At 60.3% G+C, this 24,652-nt stretch carries 25 protein-coding genes and 1 pseudogene; 16 read left to right on the top strand and 10 right to left on the bottom strand.

The window, feature by feature from the left end:
- Nucleotides 1-90: 90 nt before the first annotated feature.
- Nucleotides 91-945, top strand: coding sequence for a D-hexose-6-phosphate mutarotase (locus QMK50_RS07670; RefSeq protein WP_320332884.1), 855 nt, complete (start codon nucleotides 91-93; stop codon nucleotides 943-945).
- 150 nt (nucleotides 946-1,095) lie between these two features.
- Here the strand turns inward: QMK50_RS07670 and QMK50_RS07665 are convergent, their stop codons facing one another.
- Nucleotides 1,096-1,956, bottom strand: a complete 861-nt coding sequence (locus QMK50_RS07665; protein WP_174244630.1) for a MurR/RpiR family transcriptional regulator — start codon at nucleotides 1,954-1,956, stop codon at nucleotides 1,096-1,098.
- Between the two features lie 228 nt (nucleotides 1,957-2,184).
- Between QMK50_RS07665 and zwf the strand changes: the two genes are divergently transcribed.
- Genes zwf through QMK50_RS07650 form a run of 3 tightly spaced genes read left to right on the top strand, consistent with a single transcriptional unit; the run spans nucleotide 2,185 to nucleotide 5,037 of the window.
- On the top strand, nucleotides 2,185-3,654 hold the full coding sequence (zwf, locus tag QMK50_RS07660) for a glucose-6-phosphate dehydrogenase (protein ID WP_095169816.1): 1,470 nt from the start codon (nucleotides 2,185-2,187) through the stop codon (nucleotides 3,652-3,654).
- Complete coding sequence (pgl, locus tag QMK50_RS07655; RefSeq protein ID WP_095169815.1) at nucleotides 3,641-4,354, top strand: 6-phosphogluconolactonase; 714 nt, start codon at nucleotides 3,641-3,643, stop codon at nucleotides 4,352-4,354. Before zwf ends, pgl begins: the two co-directional genes overlap by 14 nt.
- A 17-nt stretch (nucleotides 4,355-4,371) precedes the next feature.
- A complete protein-coding gene (locus tag QMK50_RS07650) occupies nucleotides 4,372-5,037 on the top strand; it encodes a bifunctional 4-hydroxy-2-oxoglutarate aldolase/2-dehydro-3-deoxy-phosphogluconate aldolase (RefSeq protein ID WP_095169814.1) in 666 nt (221 codons plus the stop codon).
- A gap of 92 nt (nucleotides 5,038-5,129) precedes the next feature.
- Here the strand turns inward: QMK50_RS07650 and QMK50_RS07645 are convergent, their stop codons facing one another.
- Both QMK50_RS07645 and QMK50_RS07640 read right to left on the bottom strand, forming a co-directional pair.
- Nucleotides 5,130-6,311: an aminotransferase class V-fold PLP-dependent enzyme gene (locus tag QMK50_RS07645; protein ID WP_320332883.1), complete on the bottom strand. Its 1,182-nt coding sequence runs from the start codon at nucleotides 6,309-6,311 to the stop codon at nucleotides 5,130-5,132.
- 27 nt (nucleotides 6,312-6,338) lie between these two features.
- Nucleotides 6,339-6,575 carry a DUF3820 family protein gene (locus QMK50_RS07640; protein WP_095169812.1) on the bottom strand — a complete coding sequence of 79 codons (237 nt, stop codon included), beginning with the start codon at nucleotides 6,573-6,575 and terminating at the stop codon, nucleotides 6,339-6,341.
- 203 nt (nucleotides 6,576-6,778) lie between these two features.
- Between QMK50_RS07640 and QMK50_RS07635 the strand changes: the two genes are divergently transcribed.
- Nucleotides 6,779-7,246: a ferritin-like domain-containing protein gene (locus QMK50_RS07635; RefSeq protein WP_095169811.1), complete on the top strand. Its 468-nt coding sequence runs from the start codon at nucleotides 6,779-6,781 to the stop codon at nucleotides 7,244-7,246.
- Between the two features lie 384 nt (nucleotides 7,247-7,630).
- Here the strand turns inward: QMK50_RS07635 and QMK50_RS07630 are convergent, their stop codons facing one another.
- Both QMK50_RS07630 and QMK50_RS07625 read right to left on the bottom strand, forming a co-directional pair.
- Entirely contained in the window at nucleotides 7,631-8,101 is a 471-nt protein-coding gene (locus QMK50_RS07630; protein ID WP_093425453.1) for a MaoC family dehydratase, read from the bottom strand.
- A 43-nt stretch (nucleotides 8,102-8,144) separates the two neighbouring features.
- Nucleotides 8,145-9,089 (bottom strand): alpha/beta hydrolase, encoded by a 945-nt coding sequence (locus QMK50_RS07625; protein ID WP_320332882.1) that lies wholly within the window; start codon nucleotides 9,087-9,089, stop codon nucleotides 8,145-8,147.
- A gap of 197 nt (nucleotides 9,090-9,286) precedes the next feature.
- On the opposite strand from QMK50_RS07625, the gene fadD2 reads away from it, so the two are divergent.
- Entirely contained in the window at nucleotides 9,287-10,975 is a 1,689-nt protein-coding gene (gene fadD2 / locus QMK50_RS07620) for a long-chain-fatty-acid--CoA ligase FadD2 (protein ID WP_095169809.1), read from the top strand.
- 330 nt (nucleotides 10,976-11,305) lie between these two features.
- The gene (gene fadD1, locus QMK50_RS07615) at nucleotides 11,306-13,006 is read left to right on the top strand and encodes a long-chain-fatty-acid--CoA ligase FadD1 (protein ID WP_320332881.1); all 1,701 of its coding nucleotides are present in this window, start codon (nucleotides 11,306-11,308) and stop codon (nucleotides 13,004-13,006) included.
- Nucleotides 13,007-13,051: 45 nt separating this feature from the next.
- Here the strand turns inward: fadD1 and QMK50_RS07610 are convergent, their stop codons facing one another.
- Nucleotides 13,052-13,429: a hypothetical protein gene (locus QMK50_RS07610; protein ID WP_095169807.1), complete on the bottom strand. Its 378-nt coding sequence runs from the start codon at nucleotides 13,427-13,429 to the stop codon at nucleotides 13,052-13,054.
- 199 nt (nucleotides 13,430-13,628) lie between these two features.
- Between QMK50_RS07610 and QMK50_RS07605 the strand changes: the two genes are divergently transcribed.
- The 3 genes from QMK50_RS07605 (at nucleotide 13,629) to def (ending at nucleotide 15,481) form a co-directional block, all read left to right on the top strand.
- Nucleotides 13,629-13,820, top strand: coding sequence for a CsbD family protein (locus QMK50_RS07605; protein WP_095169806.1), 192 nt, complete (start codon nucleotides 13,629-13,631; stop codon nucleotides 13,818-13,820).
- Between the two features lie 168 nt (nucleotides 13,821-13,988).
- The gene (locus QMK50_RS07600; protein ID WP_159997587.1) at nucleotides 13,989-14,939 is read left to right on the top strand and encodes a YihY/virulence factor BrkB family protein; all 951 of its coding nucleotides are present in this window, start codon (nucleotides 13,989-13,991) and stop codon (nucleotides 14,937-14,939) included.
- Nucleotides 14,940-14,941: 2 nt separating this feature from the next.
- The gene (def, locus tag QMK50_RS07595) at nucleotides 14,942-15,481 is read left to right on the top strand and encodes a peptide deformylase (protein WP_095169804.1); all 540 of its coding nucleotides are present in this window, start codon (nucleotides 14,942-14,944) and stop codon (nucleotides 15,479-15,481) included.
- Between the two features lie 6 nt (nucleotides 15,482-15,487).
- Here def and QMK50_RS07590 read toward each other — a convergent pair whose 3' ends face one another.
- A complete protein-coding gene (locus QMK50_RS07590; RefSeq protein WP_159997585.1) occupies nucleotides 15,488-15,895 on the bottom strand; it encodes a GNAT family N-acetyltransferase in 408 nt (135 codons plus the stop codon).
- Between the two features lie 620 nt (nucleotides 15,896-16,515).
- On the opposite strand from QMK50_RS07590, the pseudogene QMK50_RS27345 reads away from it, so the two are divergent.
- Together QMK50_RS27345 and QMK50_RS27340 are read left to right on the top strand one after the other, a co-directional pair.
- Nucleotides 16,516-17,298 (top strand): annotated as a pseudogene (locus QMK50_RS27345) (PAS domain-containing protein); the annotation flags it as partial.
- Nucleotides 17,299-17,301: 3 nt separating this feature from the next.
- Nucleotides 17,302-17,841, top strand: coding sequence for a methyl-accepting chemotaxis protein (locus QMK50_RS27340; protein WP_371917601.1), 540 nt, complete (start codon nucleotides 17,302-17,304; stop codon nucleotides 17,839-17,841).
- A gap of 58 nt (nucleotides 17,842-17,899) precedes the next feature.
- On the opposite strand, the gene QMK50_RS07580 is transcribed toward QMK50_RS27340, so the two are convergent.
- Nucleotides 17,900-18,331, bottom strand: a complete 432-nt coding sequence (locus QMK50_RS07580) for a PACE efflux transporter (RefSeq protein WP_159997581.1) — start codon at nucleotides 18,329-18,331, stop codon at nucleotides 17,900-17,902.
- Nucleotides 18,332-18,451: 120 nt separating this feature from the next.
- Between QMK50_RS07580 and QMK50_RS07575 the strand changes: the two genes are divergently transcribed.
- A complete protein-coding gene (locus QMK50_RS07575; RefSeq protein ID WP_320332879.1) occupies nucleotides 18,452-19,330 on the top strand; it encodes a LysR family transcriptional regulator in 879 nt (292 codons plus the stop codon).
- A gap of 9 nt (nucleotides 19,331-19,339) precedes the next feature.
- Here QMK50_RS07575 and QMK50_RS07570 read toward each other — a convergent pair whose 3' ends face one another.
- Complete coding sequence (locus tag QMK50_RS07570; RefSeq protein WP_095169801.1) at nucleotides 19,340-20,371, bottom strand: LacI family DNA-binding transcriptional regulator; 1,032 nt, start codon at nucleotides 20,369-20,371, stop codon at nucleotides 19,340-19,342.
- Between the two features lie 215 nt (nucleotides 20,372-20,586).
- Between QMK50_RS07570 and QMK50_RS07565 the strand changes: the two genes are divergently transcribed.
- Together QMK50_RS07565 and QMK50_RS07560 are read left to right on the top strand one after the other, a co-directional pair.
- Nucleotides 20,587-21,120 carry a gluconokinase gene (locus tag QMK50_RS07565; protein WP_095169800.1) on the top strand — a complete coding sequence of 178 codons (534 nt, stop codon included), beginning with the start codon at nucleotides 20,587-20,589 and terminating at the stop codon, nucleotides 21,118-21,120.
- Nucleotides 21,121-21,202: 82 nt separating this feature from the next.
- Nucleotides 21,203-22,555 carry a GntP family permease gene (locus tag QMK50_RS07560; RefSeq protein WP_095169799.1) on the top strand — a complete coding sequence of 451 codons (1,353 nt, stop codon included), beginning with the start codon at nucleotides 21,203-21,205 and terminating at the stop codon, nucleotides 22,553-22,555.
- Between the two features lie 56 nt (nucleotides 22,556-22,611).
- On the opposite strand, the gene alaC is transcribed toward QMK50_RS07560, so the two are convergent.
- Nucleotides 22,612-23,820, bottom strand: a complete 1,209-nt coding sequence (gene alaC / locus QMK50_RS07555) for an alanine transaminase (protein ID WP_095169798.1) — start codon at nucleotides 23,818-23,820, stop codon at nucleotides 22,612-22,614.
- Nucleotides 23,821-23,970: 150 nt separating this feature from the next.
- On the opposite strand from alaC, the gene QMK50_RS07550 reads away from it, so the two are divergent.
- Complete coding sequence (locus QMK50_RS07550; protein ID WP_320332878.1) at nucleotides 23,971-24,633, top strand: LysE family translocator; 663 nt, start codon at nucleotides 23,971-23,973, stop codon at nucleotides 24,631-24,633.
- The last annotated feature ends 19 nt before the right edge of the window (nucleotides 24,634-24,652 follow it).

Genomic DNA, 24,652 nt, shown 5'->3' with positions numbered 1-24,652 from the left:
TGTGCGCATTTTTGCGGACAGCCCAGGCTGTCCGCTTTTTTTTGGGGTCGCGCGCCCTCTGGTTACCGCTGATTTTCAGGACCGTGGCACATGCAAGAGCATCCGCTACAACGTTTCTTCAAATCCTTGCGCGAACGTCCGGTGTTTGCGTGGGAGCGCTATCAGAAGCGCGATGTGTTGGTGATCGATCATCCGCTGTGCCAGGCGGTGTTCAGTCGCCAGGGCGCGCAGTTGCTGCATTTCCAGCCCTCGGGGCACAAGCCCTGGTTGTGGTGTGCGGCGAAGTGGCCACAGGTCGGCGCCATCCGTGGCGGCGTGCCGGTGTGCTGGCCGTGGTATGGCCGCCACCCAAGCGAAAACGCCTGGCCGTCCCATGGTTGGGCGCGGCTGATCGACTGGAAGCTGATCGACAGCAGCAGCGATGCCGACGGCGTACGCCTGCACTGGCAGTTGCAGCTGTGTGACTGGCAAGTGGACCTGCACGCGCACCTGGGCGAGCGCATGGAATTGCGCCTGAGCACTGAGCACCAGGACAGCCTGCCGTGCCAGTTGAGCCATGCTTTGCACGCTTACTGGCGTATTGGTGACGTCGGTGAGGTAGCGCTGTCTGGGCTCGATGGCGCCCAGGGTTATGACCAGCTCAAGCGGGAAAATTGCCAGCAGCAGGGCGAGTTGCGGGTCGAGGGCGGCTGTCAGCGGGTGTTCCAGCACGAGGGAGAACTGCAGCTCAAGGACCACGCCTGGCAGCGCCAGTTGTGCATCGACACCGGTGCCAGCGCTGATACGGTGGTCTGGCATCCCGGCTCACGGCCGTTGCTGGGGGTGAGCTGGAACGAGATTTCCGAATTTGTCTGTGTCGAAGCCGCCAGTGGTGGCACCGACAGCTTGTGCCTGGCGCCGGGGGAGCGGGCGCATTTGAGCCTGCAGGCGCGGGCGGTGGCTTAGTTTAAGATATTGCGGTGTCTGGACTGGCCCCTTCGCGGGCAAGCCCGCTCCCACAGTGTCCACGTCGAGCACAAAACCTGCGGCTGCCATTGAACCTGTGGGAGCGGGCTTGCCCGCGATGAGGTCTGAGCGGGCAATGAAGCTGTTGGATCAGTTGAACTCGTCACCTACCGGATAGCGGCTGGCGTTCAAGCTTTCTTTGATCTTGCGCAAATGTGGCTGGAAGTCGACGCCGCGGCGCAGGGTCATGCCGGTGGCGAGGACGTCGAGCACGGTCAGTTGAATGATCCGCGAGGTCATCGGCATGTAGATGTCGGTGTCTTCCGGCAACGGGATGTTCAGGCTCAAGGTGCTGGCCTTGGCCAGTGGCGAGCCCTCGGCGGTCAGGCCGAGGACCGAAGCGCCATTTTCCCGAGCGATGCGCGCCACTTCCACCAGTTCACGGGTGCGTCCGGTGTAGGAAATGATCACGAACAACTCGCCGGTGTGGGCCACTGAGGCAATCATCCGCTGCATCAGTACGTCGGCATGGGCGGTGACCGCCAGGTTGAAGCGGAAGAACTTGTGCTGGGCGTCCAGGGCCACAGGGGCGGAAGCACCGAGGCCGAAGAAGTGGATCTGCCGGGCCTGGATCAACAGGTCGACGGCGCGGCTGATCAGGTTCGGGTCCAGTGCCTGGCAGGCGCTGTCGAGGGAGGCGATGGCGCTGCCGAAGATTTTCTGGGTGTAGGCTTCGGGATTGTCATCGGCCTCCACCGCGCGGCTGACGTAGGCCGCGCCGCTGGCCAGGCTCTGCGCCAGTTGCAGCTTGAGCTCCGGGTAGCCGCTGACCCCGAATGAACGGCAGAAACGGTTGACCGTCGGCTCACTGACCGAGGCGGCCTGGGCGAGGGCGGCGATGCTGAAGCGAGTGGCCTGCTGTGGGTTGAGCAGGATCACTTCGGCGACCTTGCGCTCGGCCTTGTTCAGGTCGGCAAGGCGATTCTGGATCTGTTCCAGTAAGTTCCGCACGCGGTCCATATGAAATTCCTTGGTTCAGCTCTGCAAAGAGGGGGCTTGGCTATGCCAATTGAGACTTTGATCGGGCCCATAACGGTGGCCTATCCTACTGATGGCCCCGACTGACCACCACTCGGAATCTGTATTTTGGAAAAATGTTGTGGTTATTACTACATTTTTCCTTGAGTGATGCCTTGAAAAAAGGTATTTGTAGCTTAACTTGATAAAAGAACAAACATCATGCCTTCGATTACGGTTGAACCGTGCACCTTTGCCTTGTTCGGCGCCCTCGGCGATCTGGCCCTGCGCAAGCTGTTTCCTGCCTTGTATCAACTTGATGGCGCGGGCCTGCTGCATGAGGACACGCGCATTATCGCACTGGCCCGTGAAGCGGGCACGGAGCAGGAGCACCTGGCTTTCATCGCCCGGGAACTGCGGCGCTATGTAGAGGCCAAGGAGCTTGACGAAGCCGTGGTCGAGCGCTTCCTGGCACGCCTGACGTACCTGCACGTCGACTTCCTCAAGGCGGACGACTATGTCGCCCTGGCCGAACTGGCGGGCACCGCGCAGCGGATGATTGCCTACTTCGCTACCCCGGCGGCGGTGTACGGCGCTATCTGCGAGAACCTGGCGCAAGTGGGCCTGACGGAAAACACCCGGGTGGTGCTGGAAAAGCCCATCGGTTCGGACCTGGAGTCCTCGCGCAAGGTCAACGATGCCGTGGCGCGGTACTTCCCGGAAAACCGTACCTATCGCATCGACCACTACCTGGGCAAAGAGACGGTACAGAACCTGATCGCCCTGCGTTTCGCCAACAGCCTGTTCGAAACCCAGTGGAACCAGAACTACATTTCCCACGTGGAAATCACGGTCGCCGAGAAAGTCGGGATCGAAGGTCGCTGGGGCTACTTCGACAAGGCCGGCCAACTGCGCGACATGATCCAGAATCACCTGTTGCAGCTGCTCTGCCTGATCGCCATGGACCCGCCGGCCGACCTGTCCGCCGACAGCATCCGTGACGAGAAGGTCAAGGTGCTCAAGGCGCTGGCGCCGATCAGCCCGGAAGGCCTGACTACCCAGGTGGTGCGCGGCCAGTACATCGCGGGCTACAGCGCGGGCAAGCCGGTGCCGGGTTACCTGGAAGAAGAGAACTCCAACACCCAGAGCGATACCGAAACCTTCGTTGCGCTGCGGGCCGATATTCGTAACTGGCGTTGGGCCGGCGTGCCGTTCTACCTGCGTACCGGCAAGCGTATGCCGGACAAACTGTCGCAGATCGTCATTCACTTCAAGGAACCGTCGCACTACATCTTCGCCCCCGAGCAGCGCTTGCAGATCAGCAACAAGCTGATCATCCGCCTGCAGCCGGACGAAGGTATTTCCTTGCGCGTGATGACCAAGGAACAAGGTCTGGACAAGGGCATGCAGCTACGCAGCGGACCGCTGCAGCTGAATTTTTCCGATACCTATCGCAGTGCGCGGATTCCCGATGCCTACGAGCGGTTGTTGCTGGAAGTGATGCGCGGCAATCAGAACCTGTTTGTCCGTAAAGATGAAATCGAAGCCGCGTGGAAGTGGTGCGACCAGTTGATCGCCGGATGGAAAAAATCCGGAGATGCCCCCAAGCCTTACGCGGCGGGGTCCTGGGGGCCGATGAGCTCCATTGCACTGATCACGCGGGACGGGAGGTCGTGGTATGGCGATATCTGAATTAAAACTGCCCGAGGGCGTCAGCGCCCATGCATTCAAAAGCCCGGTGCTGCTGGCCGAGAGCCTGGCGCTGGCAGTGGCCCGGCAACTGGGCGACGCCATCGAAGCCCGGGGCACGGCGACCCTGGTGGTCTCCGGTGGGCGCAGTCCGGTGGCGTTTTTCCAGCATCTGGCCAAGCAGAAACTCGACTGGGCCAACGTCGTGGTCAGCCTGGCTGACGAACGCTGGGTGCCGGTCGAACACGCCGACAGCAATGCCGGCCTGCTCAAGCGTTATCTGCTGCAGGGGCCGGCCGCCAAGGCGCAGTTCCTCAGCCTGTACAGCGCCAGCGCGAACCTTGAGCAAGCCGCCGAACAGGCCGACCGCCTGCTCGCCGAGCTGCCGAAGATTGATGTACTGGTGCTGGGCATGGGTGACGACGGGCATACCGCTTCGTTGTTCCCCAACAGTCCGCACCTGGCCGAGGCCCTGCAGGTCGACGGCACGCGCCGGTGCTGGCCGATGCTGGCGCCGACCGTACCTCATCAGCGCCTGACCATGAGTCGTGCGTTGCTGGCGTCGGCGCAGGTCACGGTTCTTTCGATTTCCGGTCAGTCCAAGCTGGCCACCCTGAGTGACGCACTGGCCGGTGACGATGTCGCCGCAATGCCGATTCGTGCCTTTCTGCAACCTACGTTAGAGATTTACTGGTGCCCATGAGCCAAGGATCAGCCGCTATGAAAAACCCATCCCCGACCGTTTCCATGGCGGACAAAGTTGCCCTGATCGACAGCCTCTGCGCCAAGGCGCGGATCCTGCCGGTGATTACCATTGCCCGCGAGCAGGATGTCCTGCCTCTGGCTGACGCCCTGGCGGCCGGTGGTCTGACCGCCCTGGAAGTGACCTTGCGTTCGCAGTTCGGCCTCAAGGCGATCCAGATCCTGCGTGAGCAGCGTCCGGAGCTGGTCACCGGTGCCGGCACGGTGCTGGATCGCACCACGCTGGCTGCCGCTGAAGCTGCGGGTTCGCAGTTTATCGTCACTCCGGGGATTACCCGTGAGCTGCTGGAAGCCAGCGTGGCCAGCTCGATCCCGTTGTTGCCGGGGATCAGCAATGCCTCGGGGATCATGGAGGGTTATGCCTTGGGTTATCGGCGCTTCAAGTTGTTCCCGGCCGAGGTCAGCGGCGGTGTCGCGGCCATCAAGGCCCTGGGCGGTCCGTTCGGTGAAGTGAAGTTCTGCCCGACGGGTGGGGTGGGTCCGGGGAACATCAAGAGCTACATGGCGTTGAAGAACGTGATGTGTGTGGGCGGGAGCTGGATGCTGGATCCGGAGTGGATCAAGAACGGTGACTGGGCGCGTATTCAAGAGTGTACGGCTGAGGCGCTGGCTCTGTTGGATTGATGGTTTTTGCAGGATCGTTGTAGTTGTTCTGTGTTTTACGGCTATTTGGCGCACTTGGTCGGTGCGCCTTTTTTTTTGTTCTCGTTGGCGTCTCAGCTCAATTCGATCAACGCCTGTGCCAGCAGCCGCATGTCCCGTGCGGTGCTGGTCAGGCCCGGGGTGATGCGGATGCACGGGCCGCAGGCCGAGCCGCTGCGGGCCACGGTGAATAGGTTGTAGTCCTTGAGCAGGCGCTCGACCATCGGTTGCTGATCCGCCTGGTGGGTAAACCGTACGGAGCTGATCGCGCAGTACAGGCGCGGGTCATCCGGGGTCATGACTTCAATCCCCGGTACCTTGCGCACGGCGCTGACCCACAGGTTGCGCAGGTAGTTGAGGCGCGCGCCTTTGGCTGCGGCGCCGCCCATGGCTCGATGCTCTTCGAACACCAGGGGCAGGGTCAGCAGGGCTGGAATGTTCGGGGTGCTGTAGGGCGTGCGGCAGCGGATGTCGCTCGTGGGGAAATGGAACTCGCCCATGTCCGGATCGATCGCGCCCAGGCGCTGCGGCGCGATGTAGATGAACCCCAGGGTCAACGGGCCGCCGATCCATTTGTGCAGGTTGTAGCCGGCAAACTCGATGCCCAGTTCATCCAGGTCGAACTCGATCTGGCCGAGAGCGTGGGCGCCGTCGAGGATTACGTCGATCCCGTGTTCTCGGGCAGCGCTGGCAATGGCCTGGACCGGCAGCACCAGGCCGGTGCGGTGGGTGACGTGAGTCAGGGCCATTAGCTTGAGACGCGGATATTGCTCGAATGCCGCGCGATAGCTCGCCAACAGGGTCTCGAAACTCGCCGGGTGGTCATGCTGGATTTCAATCACTTCCACGCCACGATGGCGGGCCAGCCAGCGCATCGCACTTTTTACCGTGTCGTATTCCAGGTCGCAGAGCAGTACCTGGTCGCCCGGTTGCAGGCCGTTGTAATTGCGAATCAGCGCTTGCAACCCATCGGACGCGCAGCGGGTGAAGGCGACCGCCTCGGCGGGTACCCGCAGCAAGTCGGCCAGATGCTCGCGCACGGTCACGCTCTCGAACTGTTCGAAGCGCTGGCGCACATGCACCGAGTTACTGCGGTTGATCAGTTCGATATTGCGCTGGTACTCGTCGATCACCGTACGCGACATACGGCCGAAATAGCCGTTTTCCAAGTTGATCGGACCAGGCTGGACATCGTAGCGATCAGCGAAGGTTTGCCAGAAAGCTTCATCACGGGCGCGTAGCGTGTTATCGGGCATGGGGCGACTCGGTGCGGGTTCAGTGGCTCAGTGACGAGGTTTGGGTTTGCCGTGTTTGGCCCGCAATGGGTCCAGCAGATCGGACAACCCGTTGTGGTCGATTTCCTGCATCAATGCCAGCAGGCCGCCGAGTTCACCGTGGGGGAAACCCTCGCGGGCGAACCAGTTGAGGTAGGGGCCAGGCAGGTCGGCGATGATGCGTCCCTTGTATTTGCCAAAGGGCATTTCGCGGGTGATCAGTAATTCGAGCTTTTCAGGGTTCATCGGTCAGCGGTCCTGGTTCAGACACTTTGGAAAATACAGGCATTCTGCATGCAGGCCAATTGACAGATCATGCAAATAGCGTGGATACAGATTCCATCTAAAATACTAAGTCATTGAAAAATAACGGAAATTTATCAATTCAAAAGCTGGCACACGAGCTGCAACTCCTTATGCAACTCTCTCAACCCGCAAGGAATTGAAAAATGACCGACATTAATAAAGAAGCGATTTCAGTCCTCAACGACTTGATCGAGACCAGCAAGGACGGCCAGGAAGGGTTCAAGACCTGCGCCGAAGACATCAAGCATCCTGAACTCAAGGCGCTGTTTGTCAAACGTTCTACCGACTGCGCCACCGCCGCCGCGGAACTGCAGAGCACCGTGCGTTCGATGGGTGGCGATCCGGAAACCTCCACCAGTGTAAGCGGCGACCTGCACCGTCGCTGGGTCGACCTCAAGTCGCTGGTGACCGGCAAGGACGAGGAGGCGGTACTTAACGAAGCCGAGCGCGGCGAAGATCATGCCCTGAAGGCTTACAAAGAAGCGCTGGAGAAAATCAACAAACACAACCTGGTGAACATTCGTGACCTGGTTGAACGTCAGTACCACGGCGTGCAACGCAATCACGATCAGGTCAAAGCCCTGCGCAACCAGGCGCGTGCTCGCTCGTAAGCTTGTAGCTGTGTAAAAACGCCGCTCGTCCAGCCATGGACGGCGGCGTTTTTTTTGGCCCAGCCACTGCAATCAGGTTGGATTAAATCCGGTCCACAGCCAGACGACTTTTTCACCTTCAATCCGTGGCATCGCAGTGGCGTAGTCGAGCCAGTGTCATGGGCAGTCGGACGGGGCTGTCATGGATGTAAGGTTGTTTTAAGAAGTGGCGATGTACAGGTAGGCGCGGGCTAGCGGTTGGCCTGGATTAATCTCATGGACATAAAAAATCCGCAGGCCTTATCGGGCTGCGGATTTTTCTTGGCTGCGCGGATCTATCAACGCGGACCGCATTGCGCTCAGGCGGACACCTTTGTGGGTGTCAGGGCCTGGTGCGAGGGCGAATCAGCCGATGCTGATTGCGGGCAGGGTTGGCAGGGTCACGGTCTGCTGCTTGCGCGGGGCGAGGATCTCGGCTTCGCCATCGACCACCAGTTCATCACGCTGGTTGAACACGCGAGTGGCGATGCGTACGCGGAACTTTGGCAGTTTTTCGAGGATTTCCAGGCGCACGGTCAGGGTGTCGCCGATCTTCACCGGCTTCTGGAAACTCATTTGTTGACCGAGGTAGATGGTGCCCGGCCCAGGTAGTTCGCAGGCGACTGCGGCGCTGATCAGCGCACCGCTGAACATGCCGTGGGCGATACGTTCCTTGAACATGCTGGCGGCCGCGAATTCAGGGTCCAGGTGCACCGGGTTGTGGTCGCCGGACATCGCCGCGAACAGCTGGATATCGCGCTCTTCCACGGTCTTGCTGTAGCTGGCGGTCTGGCCGACTTCGAGGGCTTCGTACGGCGTGTTGGTAACCTGGGTCATGTGTCTTGGATCCTGTGACGAGTTAAGTGAAAAAAACCGAAGGTCATTCGGTCCTGGCGGGACGGCGATGGCTCAAGGCCCCGGCCAGCCAGGTGAGCAGGTCCGCAGTCACTTCATCGCGGTTGCTCTCATTGAACAGTTCGTGCCGGGCTTGGGGGTAGATCTTCAGCTCCAGTCCCTGGCTGCCGGCGCGGCGTAGCGCCTCGGCCAAAGAGGTGAGACGCTTGCCCTCACTCACCGGATCACATTCACCGCCGATCACCAGCAACGGCAGGCCCGGATCGATCTGGGCGAGATTGGACGCTTTGCTGATCTGCTGCAAGCCGCCCAGCATGTCGATCCACAGCTGATTGCTGCAGCGAAAGCCGCAGAGCGGGTCGCGGACGTACTTGTCGACTTCGTCGGGATCGCGGCTGAGCCAGTCGAACGCGGTGCGATTGGGCTTGAACGCCTTGTTGAATGAACCGAACGATAACCACTCCAGCAACGCACTGCGCCCGGTAGGGCCCTGGCGCCAGCGTTCGAAACGGGCGATCAGGCGCGCTGCGCGGTACAGCGCCACCGGCTGGAAATTCGAACCGCTGAGGACCGCGCCATGCAGGCTGGCGCTGTGGTGCAGCAGGTACGCCTGGGCGATGTAGCTGCCCATGCTGTGGCCCAGCAGCACGATGGGCACGCCCGGATGCTGTTGGCCGATGTGCTGGTTGAGGCTGGCCAGGTCACCCACCACTTTGCACCAGCCGTCGACGTCGGCGTAGTGCCCCAGGACTCCGTTGTTGGCAGTCTGGCCGTGTCCGCGCTGGTCCAGGGCATAGACGCCGTACCCCTGGTTACACAATTGTTCGGCCAGGCGTGCGTAGCGTGCGCTATGTTCCGCCATTCCATGGGACACCAGGATCACCGCCTTGAGCGTACCCTCCGGCAACCATTGGTTGACGAACAGTTGGCTGTGGTCGTTCGCGGTCAACCAGAACGTATCGTGGATCATGGCGATTCCTTTGCGCGGGGTCGCAGCATTGTATAGCGCAACAACCCGGGGACGGGTAATGCGCAAAGCCCGCGGCAGCAAGATTCACGCGATCAATGACGCCGGTGCTGATATTTGCCTGATTCGCCATAACTGCTAGTGTCCCAGAAGCTCCGCTCAGGCGGCCCGGATTGGCTCAGGTATAGAGGACAATAATAATGCAAGCTGATTTCTGGAATGATAAACGCCCGGCCGGCGTACCCATCGATATCGACCTGGGTGCCTACAAGTCGGTGATCGAGGTGTTCGAACGTTCCTGCAAGAAATTCGCTGATCGTCCCGCGTTCAGCAACATGGGCGTGACCCTGACCTACGCTGACCTCGAACGCTACAGCGCGGCGTTCGCCGGCTTCCTGCAAAGCCAGACTGACCTGGTGCCCGGCGATCGCATCGCGGTGCAGATGCCCAACGTCCTGCATTACCCGATTGCCGTGTTTGGTGCCATGCGCGCCGGCCTGATCGTGGTCAACACCAACCCGCTGTACACCGCGCGCGAGATGCGCCACCAGTTCAAGGACTCCGGTGCCCGGGCGCTGGTGTACCTGAACATGTTCGGGCAGAAAGTCCAGGAGGTGCTGCCCGACACCGAGATCCAGTACCTGATCGAAGCGAAGATGGGTGACCTGATGCCTACCGCCAAGGGCTGGCTGGTCAATACCCTGGTGGACAAGGTCAAGAAGATGGTCCCGGCCTACAATCTGCCCCAGGCGATCTCCTTCAAAAGTGCCTTGCGCATGGGCCGTGGGCAGAGCATCAAGCCGCTCCAGGTCGGTCTCGATGACGTCGCCGTGCTGCAATACACCGGCGGCACCACGGGTCTGGCCAAGGGCGCGATGCTGACCCACGGCAACCTGGTCGCCAACATGCAGCAGGCCCGTGCCTGCCTGGGCCAGTTCGGTCGCGACGGACAACCGCTGTTGCGCGAAGGCCAGGAAGTGATGATCGCGCCGCTGCCGCTGTACCACATCTATGCCTTCACGGCGAACTGCATGTGCATGATGGTGACTGGCAACCATAACGTGCTGATCACCAACCCTCGGGACATCGCCGGCTTTATCAAGGAACTGAAGAACTGGCGCTTCTCGGCCTTGCTTGGGCTCAACACCCTGTTCGTCGCGTTGATGGATCACCCGGACTTCAAGACCCTGGATTTCTCCAGCCTGAAGCTGACCAACTCCGGCGGCACGGCACTCGTCAAGGCCACCGCCGAGCGCTGGGAAAAGCTCACCGGTTGCCGGATTACTGAAGGCTACGGCCTGACCGAGACGTCGCCGGTGGCCTGCACCAACCCCTATGGCGACCTGTCGCGCATCGGCACCGTGGGCATGCCGGTACCGGGCACCACGCTGAAGGTGATCAACGACGATGGTGTCGAGCAAGCCATGGGCGAGCGCGGCGAGTTGTGCATCAAGGGCCCGCAGATCATGAAGGGCTACTGGCAGAAACCCGAGGCCACCGAGGAGGTGCTGGATGCCGAGGGTTGGTTCAAGTCGGGTGACATTGCGGTGATCGATCCGGATGGTTTTGTGCGCATCGTCGATCGCAAGAAAGACATGATCATCGTCTCGGGTTTCAACGTGTACCCCAACGAGATCGAAGACGTGGTCATGGCCCACCCCAACGTTGCCAATTGCGCGGTAATCGGTGTGCCGGACGAGCGTTCCGGGGAAGCGGTGAAGCTGTTCGTGGTGGCGCGTGAAGCCGGGGTCAGCCTGGAAGAGCTCAAGGCCTACTGCAAAGAGAACTTCACCGCCTACAAGGTGCCCAAGCACATCGTGCTGCGAGATTCGTTGCCGATGACCCCCGTGGGCAAGATCCTGCGGCGGGAGTTGCGCGATATCGCGTAATGAATTGTTAGCGATGCAGCAGCAAGAAGGGGCGCTCGAGTTGGAGCGCCCCTTTTTTTGTCCCAGTAAAAGCGCGCGGAGCCCTGTAGAACGGGGCTTTCACGGCATATAGAATTTTTACTCTAAAAATGACCATTGATTGGTCTTGAGTCATTATCGTGACCGTAGAGCCTTCGTTTGGCTCTAGTAGGCCCTTGGCAAAGCTGCTACTCTCGGCGCGCTTTGTGACTTCTCGGCCTTGAGTAAAAGCCAGATTCACCAAAAAACACACACCAATAATAATCGCATCAAATGCGGTGAAGAATTCGCGTTGCTGAGGAGTGGGCTTCCATGATCGAAGACTTTTGGAAGGATAAGTACCCAGCTGGGATTGCTGCCGACATCAATCCAGACGAGTATCCGAATATTCAGGCAGTGTTGAAGCAATCCTGCCAACGCTTCGCCAACAAACCGGCTTTTAGCAACCTCGGCAAGACACTCACCTACGGTGAGCTGTACGAACTGTCCGGGGCATTTGCCGCTTATCTGCAACAGCATACCGATTTGCAGCCCGGTGATCGAATCGCCGTACAGTTGCCTAACCTGTTGCAATACCCGATCGCCGTGTTTGGTGCCATCCGCGCCGGCTTGATCGTGGTCAACACCAACCCGCTGTACACCGCGCGGGAAATGGAACACCAGTTCAACGATTCCGGGGCCAAGGCCCTGGTCTGCCTGGCGAACATGGCGCACCTGGCCGAGGCCGTGGTACCCAAGACCGGCGTCAAGCATGTGATCGTCACCGAAGTGGCGGACCTGCTGCCGCCACTCAAGCGCCTGTTGATCAACAGCGTGATCAAGTACGTGAAGAAGATGGTGCCGGCGTTCAACCTGCCCAAGGCCATCAAGTTCAATGACGTGCTGAGCAAAGGCCAGGGGCAACCCATGACCGAGGCCAACCCGGCCAGCAGCGACGTCGCCGTACTGCAATACACCGGCGGCACCACCGGCGTGGCCAAGGGCGCAATGCTGACCCACCGCAACCTGGTGGCGAACATGTTGCAGTGCAAGGCGTTGATGGGCTCGAACCTGCACGAAGGCTGCGAGATCCTGATTACCCCGCTGCCGCTGTACCACATCTATGCCTTCACCTTTCATTGCATGGCAATGATGCTGATCGGCAACCACAACATCCTGATCAGCAACCCGCGCGACTTGCCGGCGATGGTCAAGGAACTGTCGAAGTGGAAGTTCAGCGGGTTTGTCGGCTTGAACACTTTGTTTGTCGCGCTGTGCAACAACGAAGCCTTCCGCAAGTTGGACTTCTCGGCGCTCAAGGTCACCCTGTCCGGTGGCATGGCCTTGCAACTGGCCGCCGCCGAACGCTGGAAAGAAGTCACCGGCTGCCCGATCTGCGAAGGCTACGGCATGACCGAGACCAGCCCGGTGGCCACGGTCAACCCGATCCAGAACATCCAGATCGGCACCATCGGGATTCCGGTCCCTTCGACCCTGTGCAAGGTTATCAACGATGAAGGCGTCGAGCAGCCGCTGGGCGAAATCGGCGAACTTTGCGTGAAGGGGCCGCAGGTGATGAAGGGCTACTGGCAGCGCCAGGACGCCACCGATGAAATGCTCGACAGCGAAGGCTGGTTGAAGACCGGTGACATCGCGCTGATCCAGCCGGACGGCTACATGCGCATTGTCGATCGCAAGAAAGACATGATTCTGGTCTCCGGTTTCAACGTCTACCCCAACGAACTGGAAGACGTACTGGCGACTCTGCCAGGCGTCCTGCAGTGCGCAGCCATCGGCGTGCCGGACGACAAGTCGGGCGAGGCGATCAAGATTTTCATCGTTGCCAAACCTGGCGTGACCCTGACCAAGGAACAGGTGATGACGCACATGCGTGCCAACGTCACGGGTTACAAGGTGCCCAAGGCTGTCGAGTTCCGCGATGCGCTGCCGACCACCAACGTCGGCAAGATCCTGCGTCGCGAACTGCGGGACGAAGAGCTGAAGAAGCTCGGTTTGAAGAAGGTCAGCGCCTGACCCATAAAAAACCCCGCCGATGCGGGGTTTTTTGTGGGTGGAACGTTACTGCTGGAACTGCGCGAAATTCACATTGGTGCCGGCCGGACGCATGTCCTGCAGGTACGAGTCCTTGTCGGCACTCAGCTCCAGGCTCAGCGCAGCCTTGCGCTTGCCTTCGTTGCGCACCACCAGGCCTTCGAGTTTTTCCCGCAGGAACACGGTTGGCACTTTCAAGTGCAGCAACTGGTCGGTGTCCGGGGTGTGCATCAGCAGGTGAATCCACTCGTACTGACCCACGGCCAGGCGGGCCACCGGGATATCGAACCACCAGATGTTGCGGTTGCGGTTCAGTTCAGTGAAGTGGCAGTTGTTGACGCCAAGCACGGCACCACCCAGTTCCTGGTTTCTGCGGGCAATGGCCTGCTTTTTATCGAGTTTCATAACGTTCCTACGGGATTGGACGTTCAGCGCCAAGGCCTGAATACGTTGCGCATTCTCCCGGCAAAGCCCACAAACATAAAGCCCAACCTGCATCTGGCGATGAAATGACGCAGTGAAAATAAATGAAACTCCGCCTGACGCCCGCCGGTCAACCTCTACGTAACGACACTGACCTTTGAATGTTCACAGGAGCAAGACCATGAGCAGCACTGGCGATAAAGCGAAAGGTTTGGCCAACGAAGCGATCGGCAACATCAAGCAGGGTGTCGGTAAAGCCACCGATAATCCCAAGCTGCAGACCGAAGGCAAGATCCAGGAAAAGAAAGGTGAGGCCCAGCAAGCGCTCGGCGACGCCAAGGACGCAGTCAAGAAAACAGTCGACAAGGCCTGATAGCCGCAAGGCAGGGCGACGGCCATCCGCGGGTGGCCGTTTTTTTGTCGACTATGGTTAAGCAACGCGTGGAAATTGTTTCAAGGTCGCCAAACAGGTTACCTTGTTGTAGAAAACGGCCCCTGAGTCGCCCCCGACTACAACCTGATTGCGGCGAAAGGAGACGCTATGATTTTCCCGGATTTGAAAGGCTTGCCCCTGCATCGCGTGATGATGCGCACGGTCACCGAGTTCGTCGACGACGAGATGTCGACCTATGCCTCGGCGCTGGCCTATCAGATGCTGTTCTCGCTGTTTCCTTTCATCCTGTTCCTGATCGCCCTGATCGGGTTCCTGCACTTGCCGGACTTCTTCTCCTGGCTGCGCCTGCAATCGGAACTGGTGTTGCCGCCCCAGGCCCTGGAGCAAGTGAACCCGGTGATTGACCAGTTGCAGCAATCCAAAGGCGGGTTGCTCTCGGTGGGTATCGTCATCGCCCTGTGGACCGCCTCGGCCGGTGTGCGGCTGATGATGAGCGCGATGAATGCCGCCTACGACGTGGTCGAAGGACGGCCGATCTGGAAGCGCTTCCCGCTGTCGATTTTCTACACCGTCGGTATCGCCGGCATGCTGCTGGTGGCCGCAGCCTTGATGGTGCTTGGCCCGCAGGTGATGGAATGGATCGCATCGCAGATTGGCATGCAGGAATTCATCGTCACGGTCTGGACCATTCTGCGCTGGCCGGTGATCGTGATTCTGCTGATGATCGCGGTGGCCTTGATCTACTACGTGATGCCCGACGTAAAGCAGGAGTTTCGCTTCATCACCCCAGGTTCGGTGCTGGCGGTGGTGGTGTGGATCATCGCTTCCCTGGGCTTTGGTTTCTACGTGAAAACCTTCGCCAACTACAACGCCATGTATGGCAGTATCGGCGCGATCATCGTGCTGTTGCTGTACTTCTATATCTCCGCTGCGGTGCTGTTACTGGGGGCGGAGATGAATGCGGTGATCGAACACATGTCGAGCGAAGGCAAGGACCCTGGCGAAAAGGTTCCGGGCGAGCACGACCACGCACATAAACACCACGTTTCGGGACTGGGACGGGACCACTCGCTCAAACCGACCACTGACGAAGCCTGACCATGATCCGTGAAATTCTCAAAATGGGCGATCCGCGCCTGCTGCGTATTGCCCCGCCGGTTCCGGCGCAGATGTTCGACAGCCCTGAGTTGTGGCAGTTGATCGACGACATGTTCCAGACCATGGAAAGCGTCGGCGGGGTCGGCCTGGCCGCGCCGCAGATTGGCGTCGACCTGCAACTGGTGATCTTCGGCTTTGAACACAGCGAGCGATACCCCGACGCGGAAGCCGTGCCGCAGACCATCCTGATCAACCCGCTGATCACCCCGCTGGAGCCCACCCTGGAGGAGGGCTTCGAAGGTTGCCTGTCAGTGCCCGGGTTACGGGGTGCGGTGCAGCGCTACCAGCACATTCGTTATGAGGGCGTCGATCCCAAGGGCGAGCCGATCGTGCGTATGGCCTCGGGGTTTCATGCCCGCGTGGTGCAACACGAATGTGATCACCTGATCGGCCGTCTGTACCCGTCGCGGATCAGCGACTTTGCCAAGTTCGGCTTTACCGAGGTGATGTTCCCCGAACTCGACCCAGCGGCGGACGACTGATCCCGATCAGTTACGCCCCATGGCAATCATCGGCTTGCTGCGGCTGTAGCGCAGCAGGCGCTCGGCCAACGCATAGGGCAGTTGCGGGCCGGCGCTGAAGCCGTTGCCCTGATAGAACTCACGCAGGTCCGGGTGGCACAACAGCCACACCGGCTGGGTGACCGTTGCCAGCGCCTCGGCCATCAATGCCGCTGCCACGCCCTGGCCGCGACAGGCCGGAGCAACCAGCAGGCCCGTCAGCCACAACCCTTCGGCCATGGGTCGCAGACACAGGCCGGCGACTATCTCATCACGTTTACCGACCCACAATTGTGCATCCCGTACCGCTTTCATCGATGACTGATGACGGCGGTAGAACTTGTTCATCAAGGGCCACAGCGCGTCATCTAGCTGTGTGTACTGGGTGTGGGGCATGAAAGAGGCCATCGGTGCGCAAAGCCGTGGATTATAAAAGAACGGGCGCTCTGCGATAGGTGTATACCTGAACTCACATCCTGTATGAGTGGAGTAAGTATCATGGCCAAAGGCATGGATTCAAAAAAAGCCGCGAAGAAAAAACCGGCAAAAAGCGCCGATGAAAAACGCGCAGACAAGAAAGCCAAGAAGGTCGGCATATTCGGCCACTAGTCAGACCCATCTCGACGGAGCCCGGCAAGCGGGCTCCGTGTTCAGTTCCAAGCCAACAACCCCTCGCTGCCGGATTTTCCTGCGCTGATGTACTGACGCCGGGCGGTCTGACTTCGCCTGCATTTTAATCCTGGCGTCTGGCAGGTGCTGAACCGATTTTGTCCTCGATGGTGGCTTATTAATGGCCTTGCATCCATGCCGAGCCTGTCTATGCTCAGCACTGATCTTCCTGATCAGGATGTCCGGGCCAGAACGTTGCCCCCACGGACTCTCCGATTACCCATCATTTATCACCTTATCTGTCCTTGCGCTGGAGGAAGGCGTGTACCTGTTCCATGGAACGTTGTGGTGGATCCGTTGAAAGACCGAAGTACTTTCATCAATCAAAAGACCGCGCTTAGGGTGATATGACCATGTTTAACCTACATCACAAGTCTGACCTGCTCGAAATCCAACGCTTCAGTTGTGCTTTGAGCGAGGCCAACGCCAAGCTGGCGGCGGTCAGTCGCTCGATGGCGATGATCGAGTTCGACCCTGCCGGGGTGATCCTCGATGCCAATGAAAACTTCTGCAAGGCAATGGGTTACTCCCTCGAAGAAATACGCGGCAAGCACCATCGGATCTTTTGCGAGGGCGATTACGCCAAGAGCGAGCAATACCAACGCTTCTGGCGTGAACTGGAGCGTGGCGAACCCAACAGCGGGACGTTCCAGCGCCTGGACAGGCATGGGCGGGAGGTTTGGCTCGAAGCCAGCTACATGCCGGTGATCGGTGCCGACCGGCAGGTGCACAGCGTGATCAAGGTGGCCACGGATATCACCGCCCGAATCATCAGGGAACATGAGAACCAGGCACTGGTGAATGCCTTGGGCCGGGCGATGGCGGTGATCGAGTTCTCCCCCGACGGCAAAGTCATCAGTGCTAACGATAACTTCCTGCAGACCATGCATTACTCCGCGGGCGAAGTGATGGGCCAGCACCACAGCCTGTTCTGTCACCGTGCGGAAAGCGAGTCGTCGGCCTACAAGGCATTCTGGGCCTCGCTCAACCGTGGCGAATATCACTCACACCGCTTCGAGCGGGTCGACAAGTTCGGGCGCATCGTGTTTCTGGAAGCCTCCTACAACCCGATCTTCGACGCCAAGGGCCGGCTGTACAAGGTGGTCAAGTTTGCCAGCGACATCACCCAGCAGGTGACCACCCTGCAATCTGCTGCTGAAGCCGCGCATTCGACCTCGGTGCAAAACGACGCCTGTGCCCAGAAGGGCTCGCAGGTGGTGCAGCAGACGGTGCAGATCATCGAGCAGATCTCCCAGGACTTGAACGAGGCTGCGCTGAGCATCGATGCGGTCAGCAAGCAGTCAGACATCATCGGCACCATCGTGCAGACCATTCGCGGCATCGCCGACCAGACCAACCTGCTAGCCCTCAACGCCGCTATCGAAGCCGCGCGGGCCGGGGAGCATGGACGCGGATTTGCCGTGGTGGCCGACGAAGTGCGCAGCCTGGCGGCGCGCACCAGCAAGGCGACCCTGGAAATTGTCGACGTGGTGCGCAAGAACCACGACCTCTCGTTGAGTGCGGTGTCGAGCATGCAATCGAGCTTGAGCCGTACCGGGTTGGGGGTGGAGTTGGCCAACGAGGCCGGCGAGGTGATCCTGGAGATCCAGCAGGGCTCACGGCATGTGGTGGATGCCATCAGCCAGTTCAATGAGACCCTGCAGTTGCACTGACGGGTGAGGGGGGCGAAGGCTGCGCAAGTGTTCGCCAGCCTTGTCCGCACCTCTGGCTTCAGGCTGGGTCGGGCAGTGCCGAGGTTGGCAAACCAAAGGTGCGGTCGAACAGCCAGTTGAAGGCAAAGGTGTAGCAGGGGATGAAGATGATCAGCGCCAGGTCCAGCAGGAAGGCCTGCACCAGGCTGATGTGCATCCACCAGGCAATTAACGGGATCAGGAATACGATCAACGTCAGTTGAAAACCGACGGCGTGGGCGATCCGCCGTTTGACGGTGCGGGTACGTGATACCTGGCGGCTTTCCCAGCGCTCGAACAGCGAGGTGTAGATGAAATTCCAGCTCACCGCGATGCTGGTGATGATCACCGCCAGCGGCCCGGTGCTGCCTGGCGAAGTGCCGGACAGCAAGGCCAGGCCGAGGGCGGAGAAGGTCATGCCGATCACCTCGTAGAGTGAAACGTAGACCAGTTTGCGTTTGACGCCTTGCATGGATTTGCCTCTTTTTCAGTGCTTGATGGCCAGTGGGGCTGGCGCAGGCGGCGAAAGATAGCTTCAATGCAGGTGACAGAAAAAGTCAGTAGCTTTCAGTTTTATTGATAGGTTGATTTAGTGAATTTCAACAGCGACAGCATCGAACTGTTTCTCGCCGTGATTGAGCGCGGCTCTTTTTCCGCGGCCGCCCGGGCCCTGGGCAGGGTCCCTTCGGCGGTGAGCATGGGCATTGCCAATCTGGAGGCAGAGCTCGGTTATCCATTGTTCGACCGCAGCCACCGCGAACCCCAACCCACCGCCATGGCCAATTCGCTGGTGCCCCACGCACGGCTGATTGCCGGGCAGCTCAAGCAATTGCAGGTGCACGCGGTGCAGTTGTCGCTGGGGCTGGAAAGCAAGCTGTCGATTGGCGTGGTCGCGGACATCGATCGGCGCCGCTTGCTGGCGGCGATCAAGGTGCTTGCCGAGCGCCATCCGTTGCTCGACATCGAAGTGCTGACGGCGCCGCAGGATGACGTGCTGGCGATGCTGCACAGCGGGCGTGTCAGCTTGTGCCTGGCGTTTGCCGGACTGAGCATGAATGTGCTGGAGCGCTTTCAATTCGTCGGCAGCGAACGCATGATCGCCACGCTGGCGGCGGACAGTCCGTTGCTGCAGGGACAGGATCTGTTTCTCGAGGACCTGGTGCACGTGCGGCAGATTTTCGTCGCCAGCCGCGATCTGCCGATCAGCGAGACCCGGCCGCTGGTGGCCGAATCCTGCTGGCGCACCGACAACCTGGAAACGGCACTGGAGATGGTCGAGGCGGGGTTGGGCTGGGGCAATTTCCCGCTGTCGGTGGTGCAGGCACGCCTGGATTCAGGGCGCTTGAAACGGCTGAATTTCCGCAATATCGAAAACGGCCTGGTGCTGCCGGTGCATGCGGTATGGCTCAAGAGCCAGCCGCTGCAAAAGGGCGCATTGGCCCTGGTCGATCTCCTCACCCAGACGGTGTAGGCGCCAGTCTCAGCTGCTTTCGCGAATCTTCAGCTCAAACCCCATGTCTTCCACCGGCCGCGCCACCTTGTTGCCCGCCATCAACGTCAGCATCTGTTCCGCCGCGCGCCGGCCAATGGCTTCGCGGGGGGTATAGATGCTGCTCAGGCGCGGCACCATGTGCTCGGACATCGGCAAGTCGTTGAAACCGAGAATCGCCACCTGCTGGGGAATCTGGATGCCATGGCGCAGGGCCTCAAGCAATGCGCCCTGGGCCAGGTCGTCGTTGCCGAAAAAGATCCCGTCGACATCCGGCTGGGCCGCCAGCAGTTGCAGGAACAACTCGCCGCCCAGGCCCACGGATGACGCGCGCGGGGTCAGTACTTCCAGGTCCGGGTCGTAGCGACCGGCCTTCTGCAAGGCCCGGCGGAACCCTTCACCGCGCAGCAAGGTGCGCTGATCCAGCTGCGCGCCGATGTACGCCAGGCGCTTGCGGCCGCGGGACAACAAGTGCTCGGCCGCCGTTTCGCCGGCGCTGAGTTGGGAAAAACCGACGCAGTTCACCCCGGCAGCGTGGTCCAGTTCCATCATGTACACGCAGGGGATGTTGCTGGCCTCGATCATCCGTCGCGAACTTTCGGTGCGATCAAAACCGGTCAGCAGCAAACCGCGTGGCTGATAGGCCATGTAGTTGCGCAGCAGGTTTTCTTCTTCGTCACGGGAGTAGTGGAAGTTGCCGATCAGCACTTCGAAGCCTTTGGGCCGCAGTACCTGGTGAATGGCTTCCAGGGTTTCGATGAACAGCAGGTTCGACAGTGAGGGCACCAGCACCACCACCGAATGGCTCTGGGCCGAGGCCAGCGCACGCGCGGCCGGGTTGACCACATAATTGAGTTCGAGGGCGGCCTGCTGGACCTTTTCCACCAGTTCGGTGGCCACCGTACTGACCCCACGCAGGGCGCGGGAAGCGGTGATCGGGCTGACCCCCGCCAGGCGAGCAACTTCATTGAGGGTAGGGCGGCCAGTGGTGCGGGGATTTTTATCGTTTTTAGTGGAGGTCATCGGGCGGCTTGCCAAACAAAATTCAAGGCACTAAGGTAGCGCTGTCTCGATGCGTCTGCAAATGAATGAGCGGGGGTTGCCTGATCCCTACAATTTGGCGTTGAGCAAGAACGTGCTGCAACCCATAAAAATGACAAGAAGACGTCGACGATGGCTGCGTTTGCACTAGAGTCTCAATGAGCAAAGGTAGCGCTGTCTTCGCGCTGAGGTGTTACATGAGTCAACCAATCTCCGCCCTGGTCATCATGGGCGTGGCCGGCTGCGGCAAGTCCAGCGTCAGCGAGGCCTTGTGCCAGCTCAGCGGCGCGACCGGCATCGAAGGCGATAGCTTTCACCCTGCGGCCAACATCGAAAAGATGAGCGCCGGTATTCCCCTGAACGACGACGACCGTGCCGGCTGGCTCGACAGCCTGTGCGCCGAATTGCGTCGCGTCGACGCCACGGGCCAGCGCCCGGTGCTGACCTGTTCGGCGCTCAAGCTCAGCTATCGCGAGCGCTTGCGTAGCGCCTTGCCGGGCCTGGGCTTCGTGTTCCTGGAACTGACCCGGGAAGTGGCCGCGGATCGGGTGTCCCATCGTCCGGGCCACTTCATGCCGTCGACCCTGATCGACAGCCAGTTCGCCACGCTCGAGTCCCCGGTCGGCGAAGCGCTGACCCTGGCGCTGGATGCTTCGACCCACAGCGTCGAGCAATTGGCCGCGCAAGCCCACCATTGGTGGCTTGGGCATGGCCTGAAGCTCGCCGTATGAGTTTTGTTTTTAAAGGTAGCGCTGTCCTGATGGCTTTCGAATTACCCGCTTTAATAACAACAACAACCAGGAGTCACCCCTAATGTTCGGCATGTCCCACGACTCGTTCCTGCTGCTTGATGCAGTGGTCACGGTGATCGGCTTGATTGTCCTGATCACCAAGTTCAAGTTCCACCCCTTCATTGCGCTGATCATCGCCGCGGCGTTCCTCGGCCTGACATCGGGCATGCCGATCGGCACCATCATCAAGGCGTTCCAGGACGGCTTTGGCGGGGTACTGGGGTTTGTCGGCATCATCCTGGCGCTGGGGACCATGCTCGGCAAAATGATGGCCGAATCGGGCGGGGCCGACCAGATCGCCCAGACCCTGATCCGCTCGTTCGGTAAAGAGCGGGTGCAGTGGGCGATGATGTTTGCCGCGTTCCTGGTGGGCATTCCGCTGTTCTTCGAAATCGGCTTCGTGCTGCTGATCCCGCTGGTGTTCATCGTGGCCCGGCGCACGGGCGTGTCGATCATCAAGATCGGTATCCCGCTGCTGGCCGGCCTGTCGGCGGTGCACGGGCTGGTGCCGCCACACCCGGGGCCGTTGCTGGCCATTGGGGTATTTGGCGCCGACATCGGTAAAACCATTCTGTACGGCCTGATCGTGGCTCTGCCGACGGCGATCATTGCCGGTCCGATCTACGGTACGTTCATTGCCAAGTACATCCCCGGTCACCCTAACCAGGAACTGGTGGATCAACTGGCCCGCGAACCGGATTCGGCCAGCCTGCCAAGCTTCAGCATCACCCTGTTCACCGTGCTGTTGCCGGTGTTCCTGATGCTGCTCAAGACCTTCGCTGACGTCGCGCTGCCGGACGGCAACTTCTTCCGCACCTGGATGGACATGATCGGTCACCCGATCTCGGCGCTGCTGCTGGCGTTGCTGCTGTCGCTGTACACCTTCGGCCATCGCCAGGGCATCGACTCCAAGCGCATCCTCAAGCTGCTGGATGCCAGCCTCGCACCAACCGCCGCGATCATTCTGATCATCGGTGCCGGTGGTGGCTTCAAGCAGATGCTGGTGACCAGCGGTGTGGGTGATGTGATCGGGCATATGGCCGTAAGCGCCCAGATTTCACCGATCCTGCTGGCATGGCTGGTGGCGGCAGTGATTCGTATCGCGACCGGTTCGGCGACTGTCGCAACCATTACCGGTGCGGGCATCGTGGTGCCAGTGGTGGGGATGATTCCAGGGGTCAACCGTGAGCTGCTGGTGCTGGCCACCGGTGCCGGCTCGCTGATCCTGTCCCACGTCAACGACGCGGGCTTCTGGCTGGTCAAGCAGTACTTCAACATGACCGTGGCGGAAACCTTCAAGACCTGGACCGCGATGGAAACCATCCTGTCCATCGTCGCGCTGGGCTTTATCCTGCTGTTGTCGTTGTTCGTCTAAGCGTTTCGCAGCCACAAAAAAACCGCAGCGATGCGGTTTTTTTGTGGCTGATCGTCTTACTTAGTGACTAACCCATCCGCGCGGAACATCCCGCGAATCCCCCGCACCGCCTGGCGAATCCGGTCCTGGTTCTCGATCAGGGCGAAGCGCACGTGGTCGTCGCCGTACTCACCAAAACCCACCCCGGGCGATACACAGACCTTGGCCTCGGCCAGCAGCTTCTTGGCGAATTCCAGCGAACCCAGGTGGGCATAGGCTTCGGGGATCTTCGCCCAGACGTACATCGAAGCTTTCGGGTTCTCGACCATCCAGCCCAGTTCATGCAGGCCCTTGACCAGCACGTTGCGGCGTTGCCGGTATTGCTCGGCGATGTCCTTGACGCACTGCTGGTCGCCTTCCAGTGCCGCGATAGCGGCGACTTGCAGCGGGGTGAAGGTGCCGTAGTCGTGGTAGCTCTTGATCCGCGCCAGGGCGTTGACCAGTTCCGGGTTGCCGACCATGAAGCCGATGCGCCAGCCCGCCATGTTGTAGCTCTTGGACAGGGTGAAGAACTCCACGGCAATGTCCTTGGCGCCTGGTACCTGCATGATCGACGGGGCTTTCCAACCGTCGTAGACGATGTCGGCGTAGGCCAGGTCGTGCACGACGAGGACGTCGTACTGCTTGGCGAGGGCGATTACCCGTTCGAAGAAATCCAGCTCCACGCACTGCGCGGTAGGGTTGGACGGGAACCCGAGGATCATCATCTTCGGTTTCGGGATCGAGCCACGAATGGCCCGCTCCAGCTCTGCGAAGAAGTCCACGCCCGGAATCAGCGGCACCGAACGCACCTGGGCACCGGCAATCACGGCACCGTAGATGTGGATCGGGTAGCTCGGGTTGGGCACCAGTACCGTGTCGCCCTGGTCGAGGGTGGCGAGCATCAGGTGCGCCAGGCCTTCCTTGGAACCGATGGTGACGATGGCTTCGTTTTCCGGGTCGATGTCGACCTCGTAGCGATCCTTGTACCAGCGGGAAATAGCCCGGCGCAGGCGGGGAATGCCTTTGGAGGTGGAGTAGCCGTGGGTGTCTTCGCGCTGGGCGACGGTAACCAGTTTGTCGACGATGTGGGGCGGGGTCGGGCCGTCGGGGTTGCCCATGCTCAAGTCGATGATGTCTTCGCCACGACGACGGGCGGCCATCTTCAGCTCGGCAGTGATATTGAATACGTAAGGGGGGAGTCGATCTATGCGCGCAAAGCGGCGCGGCGAACCTTGGTCTGCCATTGTTGCCTCTGATAACGTGAGCGCCCGGAACCGTCCGAGCGACGCCGACCACTGCGGTGGTCTGGGCGCACGATAAGGGCGCCGATGGCCGCTTGTCCAGAGGCATCCAGCAACTTTTTTCCCCGGCACTGACAGCAACAGGATAAAAAAATGGAGTTTTCCAGCGGCTTTTTACTGAGCCTTTCGCTGTGCCTGGATATCGGCGTGGCCAACATTGCAATGATCACCCTGGCCATGCAGCGCGGCTATTTCCAAGGGTTTGCCCTGGGCCTGGGCACCTGTGTCGGCGACCTGGTCTACGCGGTGCTGGCGCTGGCCGGCATGACCGTTCTGCTGCAGTACTCGGCGGTGCGCTGGGTGCTGTGGGTCGGCGGTTCGGTGCTGTTGCTGTACTTCGCGGCGAAGATGATCTACTCGGCGATCCACCACAGCGCCGCCCTGGCGCAGACAGCAGAGGTCAGTGGCGGCTCCCATCGTCGGGAGTTCTTTCGCGGGATTTTCCTGGCGATGTCCTCGCCCAGTGCCATTCTCTGGTTCGCCGCGGTGGGCGGGACCCTGATTGCCCGCGCAGGCGGCAGCAGCCTGGCCAGTGCCGGGTTGTTCCTGGCCGGGTTCTTTTGCGCCGGAATTCTCTGGTGCCTGGCCTTGTGCCTGGCTGCGACCCAGGGCGGCAAGTTGCTGGGCGATAAACTGATGCGCTATAGCTACCTGGCATCTGCAGCGATCTTCTGCTATTTCGCGGTCTACGTGATCCTATCGGGTTACCAGGAGTTTATCGGCGCGGCTGGCGTGGCAGAACTTCCTGGGCTTTGACTGGGGGAATTCGGTTTCG

It is taken from the genome of Pseudomonas sp. P5_152, from assembly GCF_033989915.1.
GTDB lineage: Bacteria > Pseudomonadota > Gammaproteobacteria > Pseudomonadales > Pseudomonadaceae > Aquipseudomonas.
Note: the sequence above shows the minus strand (reverse complement) of the source record. Positions and strands in the feature narration are given on the sequence as shown.

Bases quoted from the DNA above. Each gene is read 5' to 3' on its own strand.
- QMK50_RS07590 (WP_159997585.1), bottom strand. From the start codon at position 15,895: ATGCCCCACACCCAGTACACACAGCTAGATGACGCGCTGTGGCCCTTG.
- QMK50_RS07560 (WP_095169799.1), top strand. From the start codon at position 21,203: ATGTTCGGCATGTCCCACGACTCGTTCCTGCTGCTTGATGCAGTGGTC.
- QMK50_RS07550 (WP_320332878.1), top strand. From the start codon at position 23,971: ATGGAGTTTTCCAGCGGCTTTTTACTGAGCCTTTCGCTGTGCCTGGAT.
- QMK50_RS07580 (WP_159997581.1), bottom strand. From the start codon at position 18,331: ATGCAAGGCGTCAAACGCAAACTGGTCTACGTTTCACTCTACGAGGTG.
- fadD1 (WP_320332881.1), top strand. From the start codon at position 11,306: ATGATCGAAGACTTTTGGAAGGATAAGTACCCAGCTGGGATTGCTGCC.
- pgl (WP_095169815.1), top strand. From the start codon at position 3,641: ATGGCGATATCTGAATTAAAACTGCCCGAGGGCGTCAGCGCCCATGCA.
- QMK50_RS07645 (WP_320332883.1), bottom strand. From the start codon at position 6,311: ATGCCCGATAACACGCTACGCGCCCGTGATGAAGCTTTCTGGCAAACC.
- QMK50_RS07565 (WP_095169800.1), top strand. From the start codon at position 20,587: ATGAGTCAACCAATCTCCGCCCTGGTCATCATGGGCGTGGCCGGCTGC.
- QMK50_RS07625 (WP_320332882.1), bottom strand. From the start codon at position 9,089: ATGATCCACGATACGTTCTGGTTGACCGCGAACGACCACAGCCAACTG.
- QMK50_RS07670 (WP_320332884.1), top strand. From the start codon at position 91: ATGCAAGAGCATCCGCTACAACGTTTCTTCAAATCCTTGCGCGAACGT.
- QMK50_RS07640 (WP_095169812.1), bottom strand. From the start codon at position 6,575: ATGAACCCTGAAAAGCTCGAATTACTGATCACCCGCGAAATGCCCTTT.
- def (WP_095169804.1), top strand. From the start codon at position 14,942: ATGATCCGTGAAATTCTCAAAATGGGCGATCCGCGCCTGCTGCGTATT.
- QMK50_RS07635 (WP_095169811.1), top strand. From the start codon at position 6,779: ATGACCGACATTAATAAAGAAGCGATTTCAGTCCTCAACGACTTGATC.
- QMK50_RS07570 (WP_095169801.1), bottom strand. From the start codon at position 20,371: ATGACCTCCACTAAAAACGATAAAAATCCCCGCACCACTGGCCGCCCT.
- zwf (WP_095169816.1), top strand. From the start codon at position 2,185: ATGCCTTCGATTACGGTTGAACCGTGCACCTTTGCCTTGTTCGGCGCC.
- fadD2 (WP_095169809.1), top strand. From the start codon at position 9,287: ATGCAAGCTGATTTCTGGAATGATAAACGCCCGGCCGGCGTACCCATC.
- QMK50_RS07600 (WP_159997587.1), top strand. From the start codon at position 13,989: ATGATTTTCCCGGATTTGAAAGGCTTGCCCCTGCATCGCGTGATGATG.
- QMK50_RS07630 (WP_093425453.1), bottom strand. From the start codon at position 8,101: ATGACCCAGGTTACCAACACGCCGTACGAAGCCCTCGAAGTCGGCCAG.
- QMK50_RS07610 (WP_095169807.1), bottom strand. From the start codon at position 13,429: ATGAAACTCGATAAAAAGCAGGCCATTGCCCGCAGAAACCAGGAACTG.
- QMK50_RS07650 (WP_095169814.1), top strand. From the start codon at position 4,372: ATGAAAAACCCATCCCCGACCGTTTCCATGGCGGACAAAGTTGCCCTG.
- QMK50_RS07605 (WP_095169806.1), top strand. From the start codon at position 13,629: ATGAGCAGCACTGGCGATAAAGCGAAAGGTTTGGCCAACGAAGCGATC.
- alaC (WP_095169798.1), bottom strand. From the start codon at position 23,820: ATGGCAGACCAAGGTTCGCCGCGCCGCTTTGCGCGCATAGATCGACTC.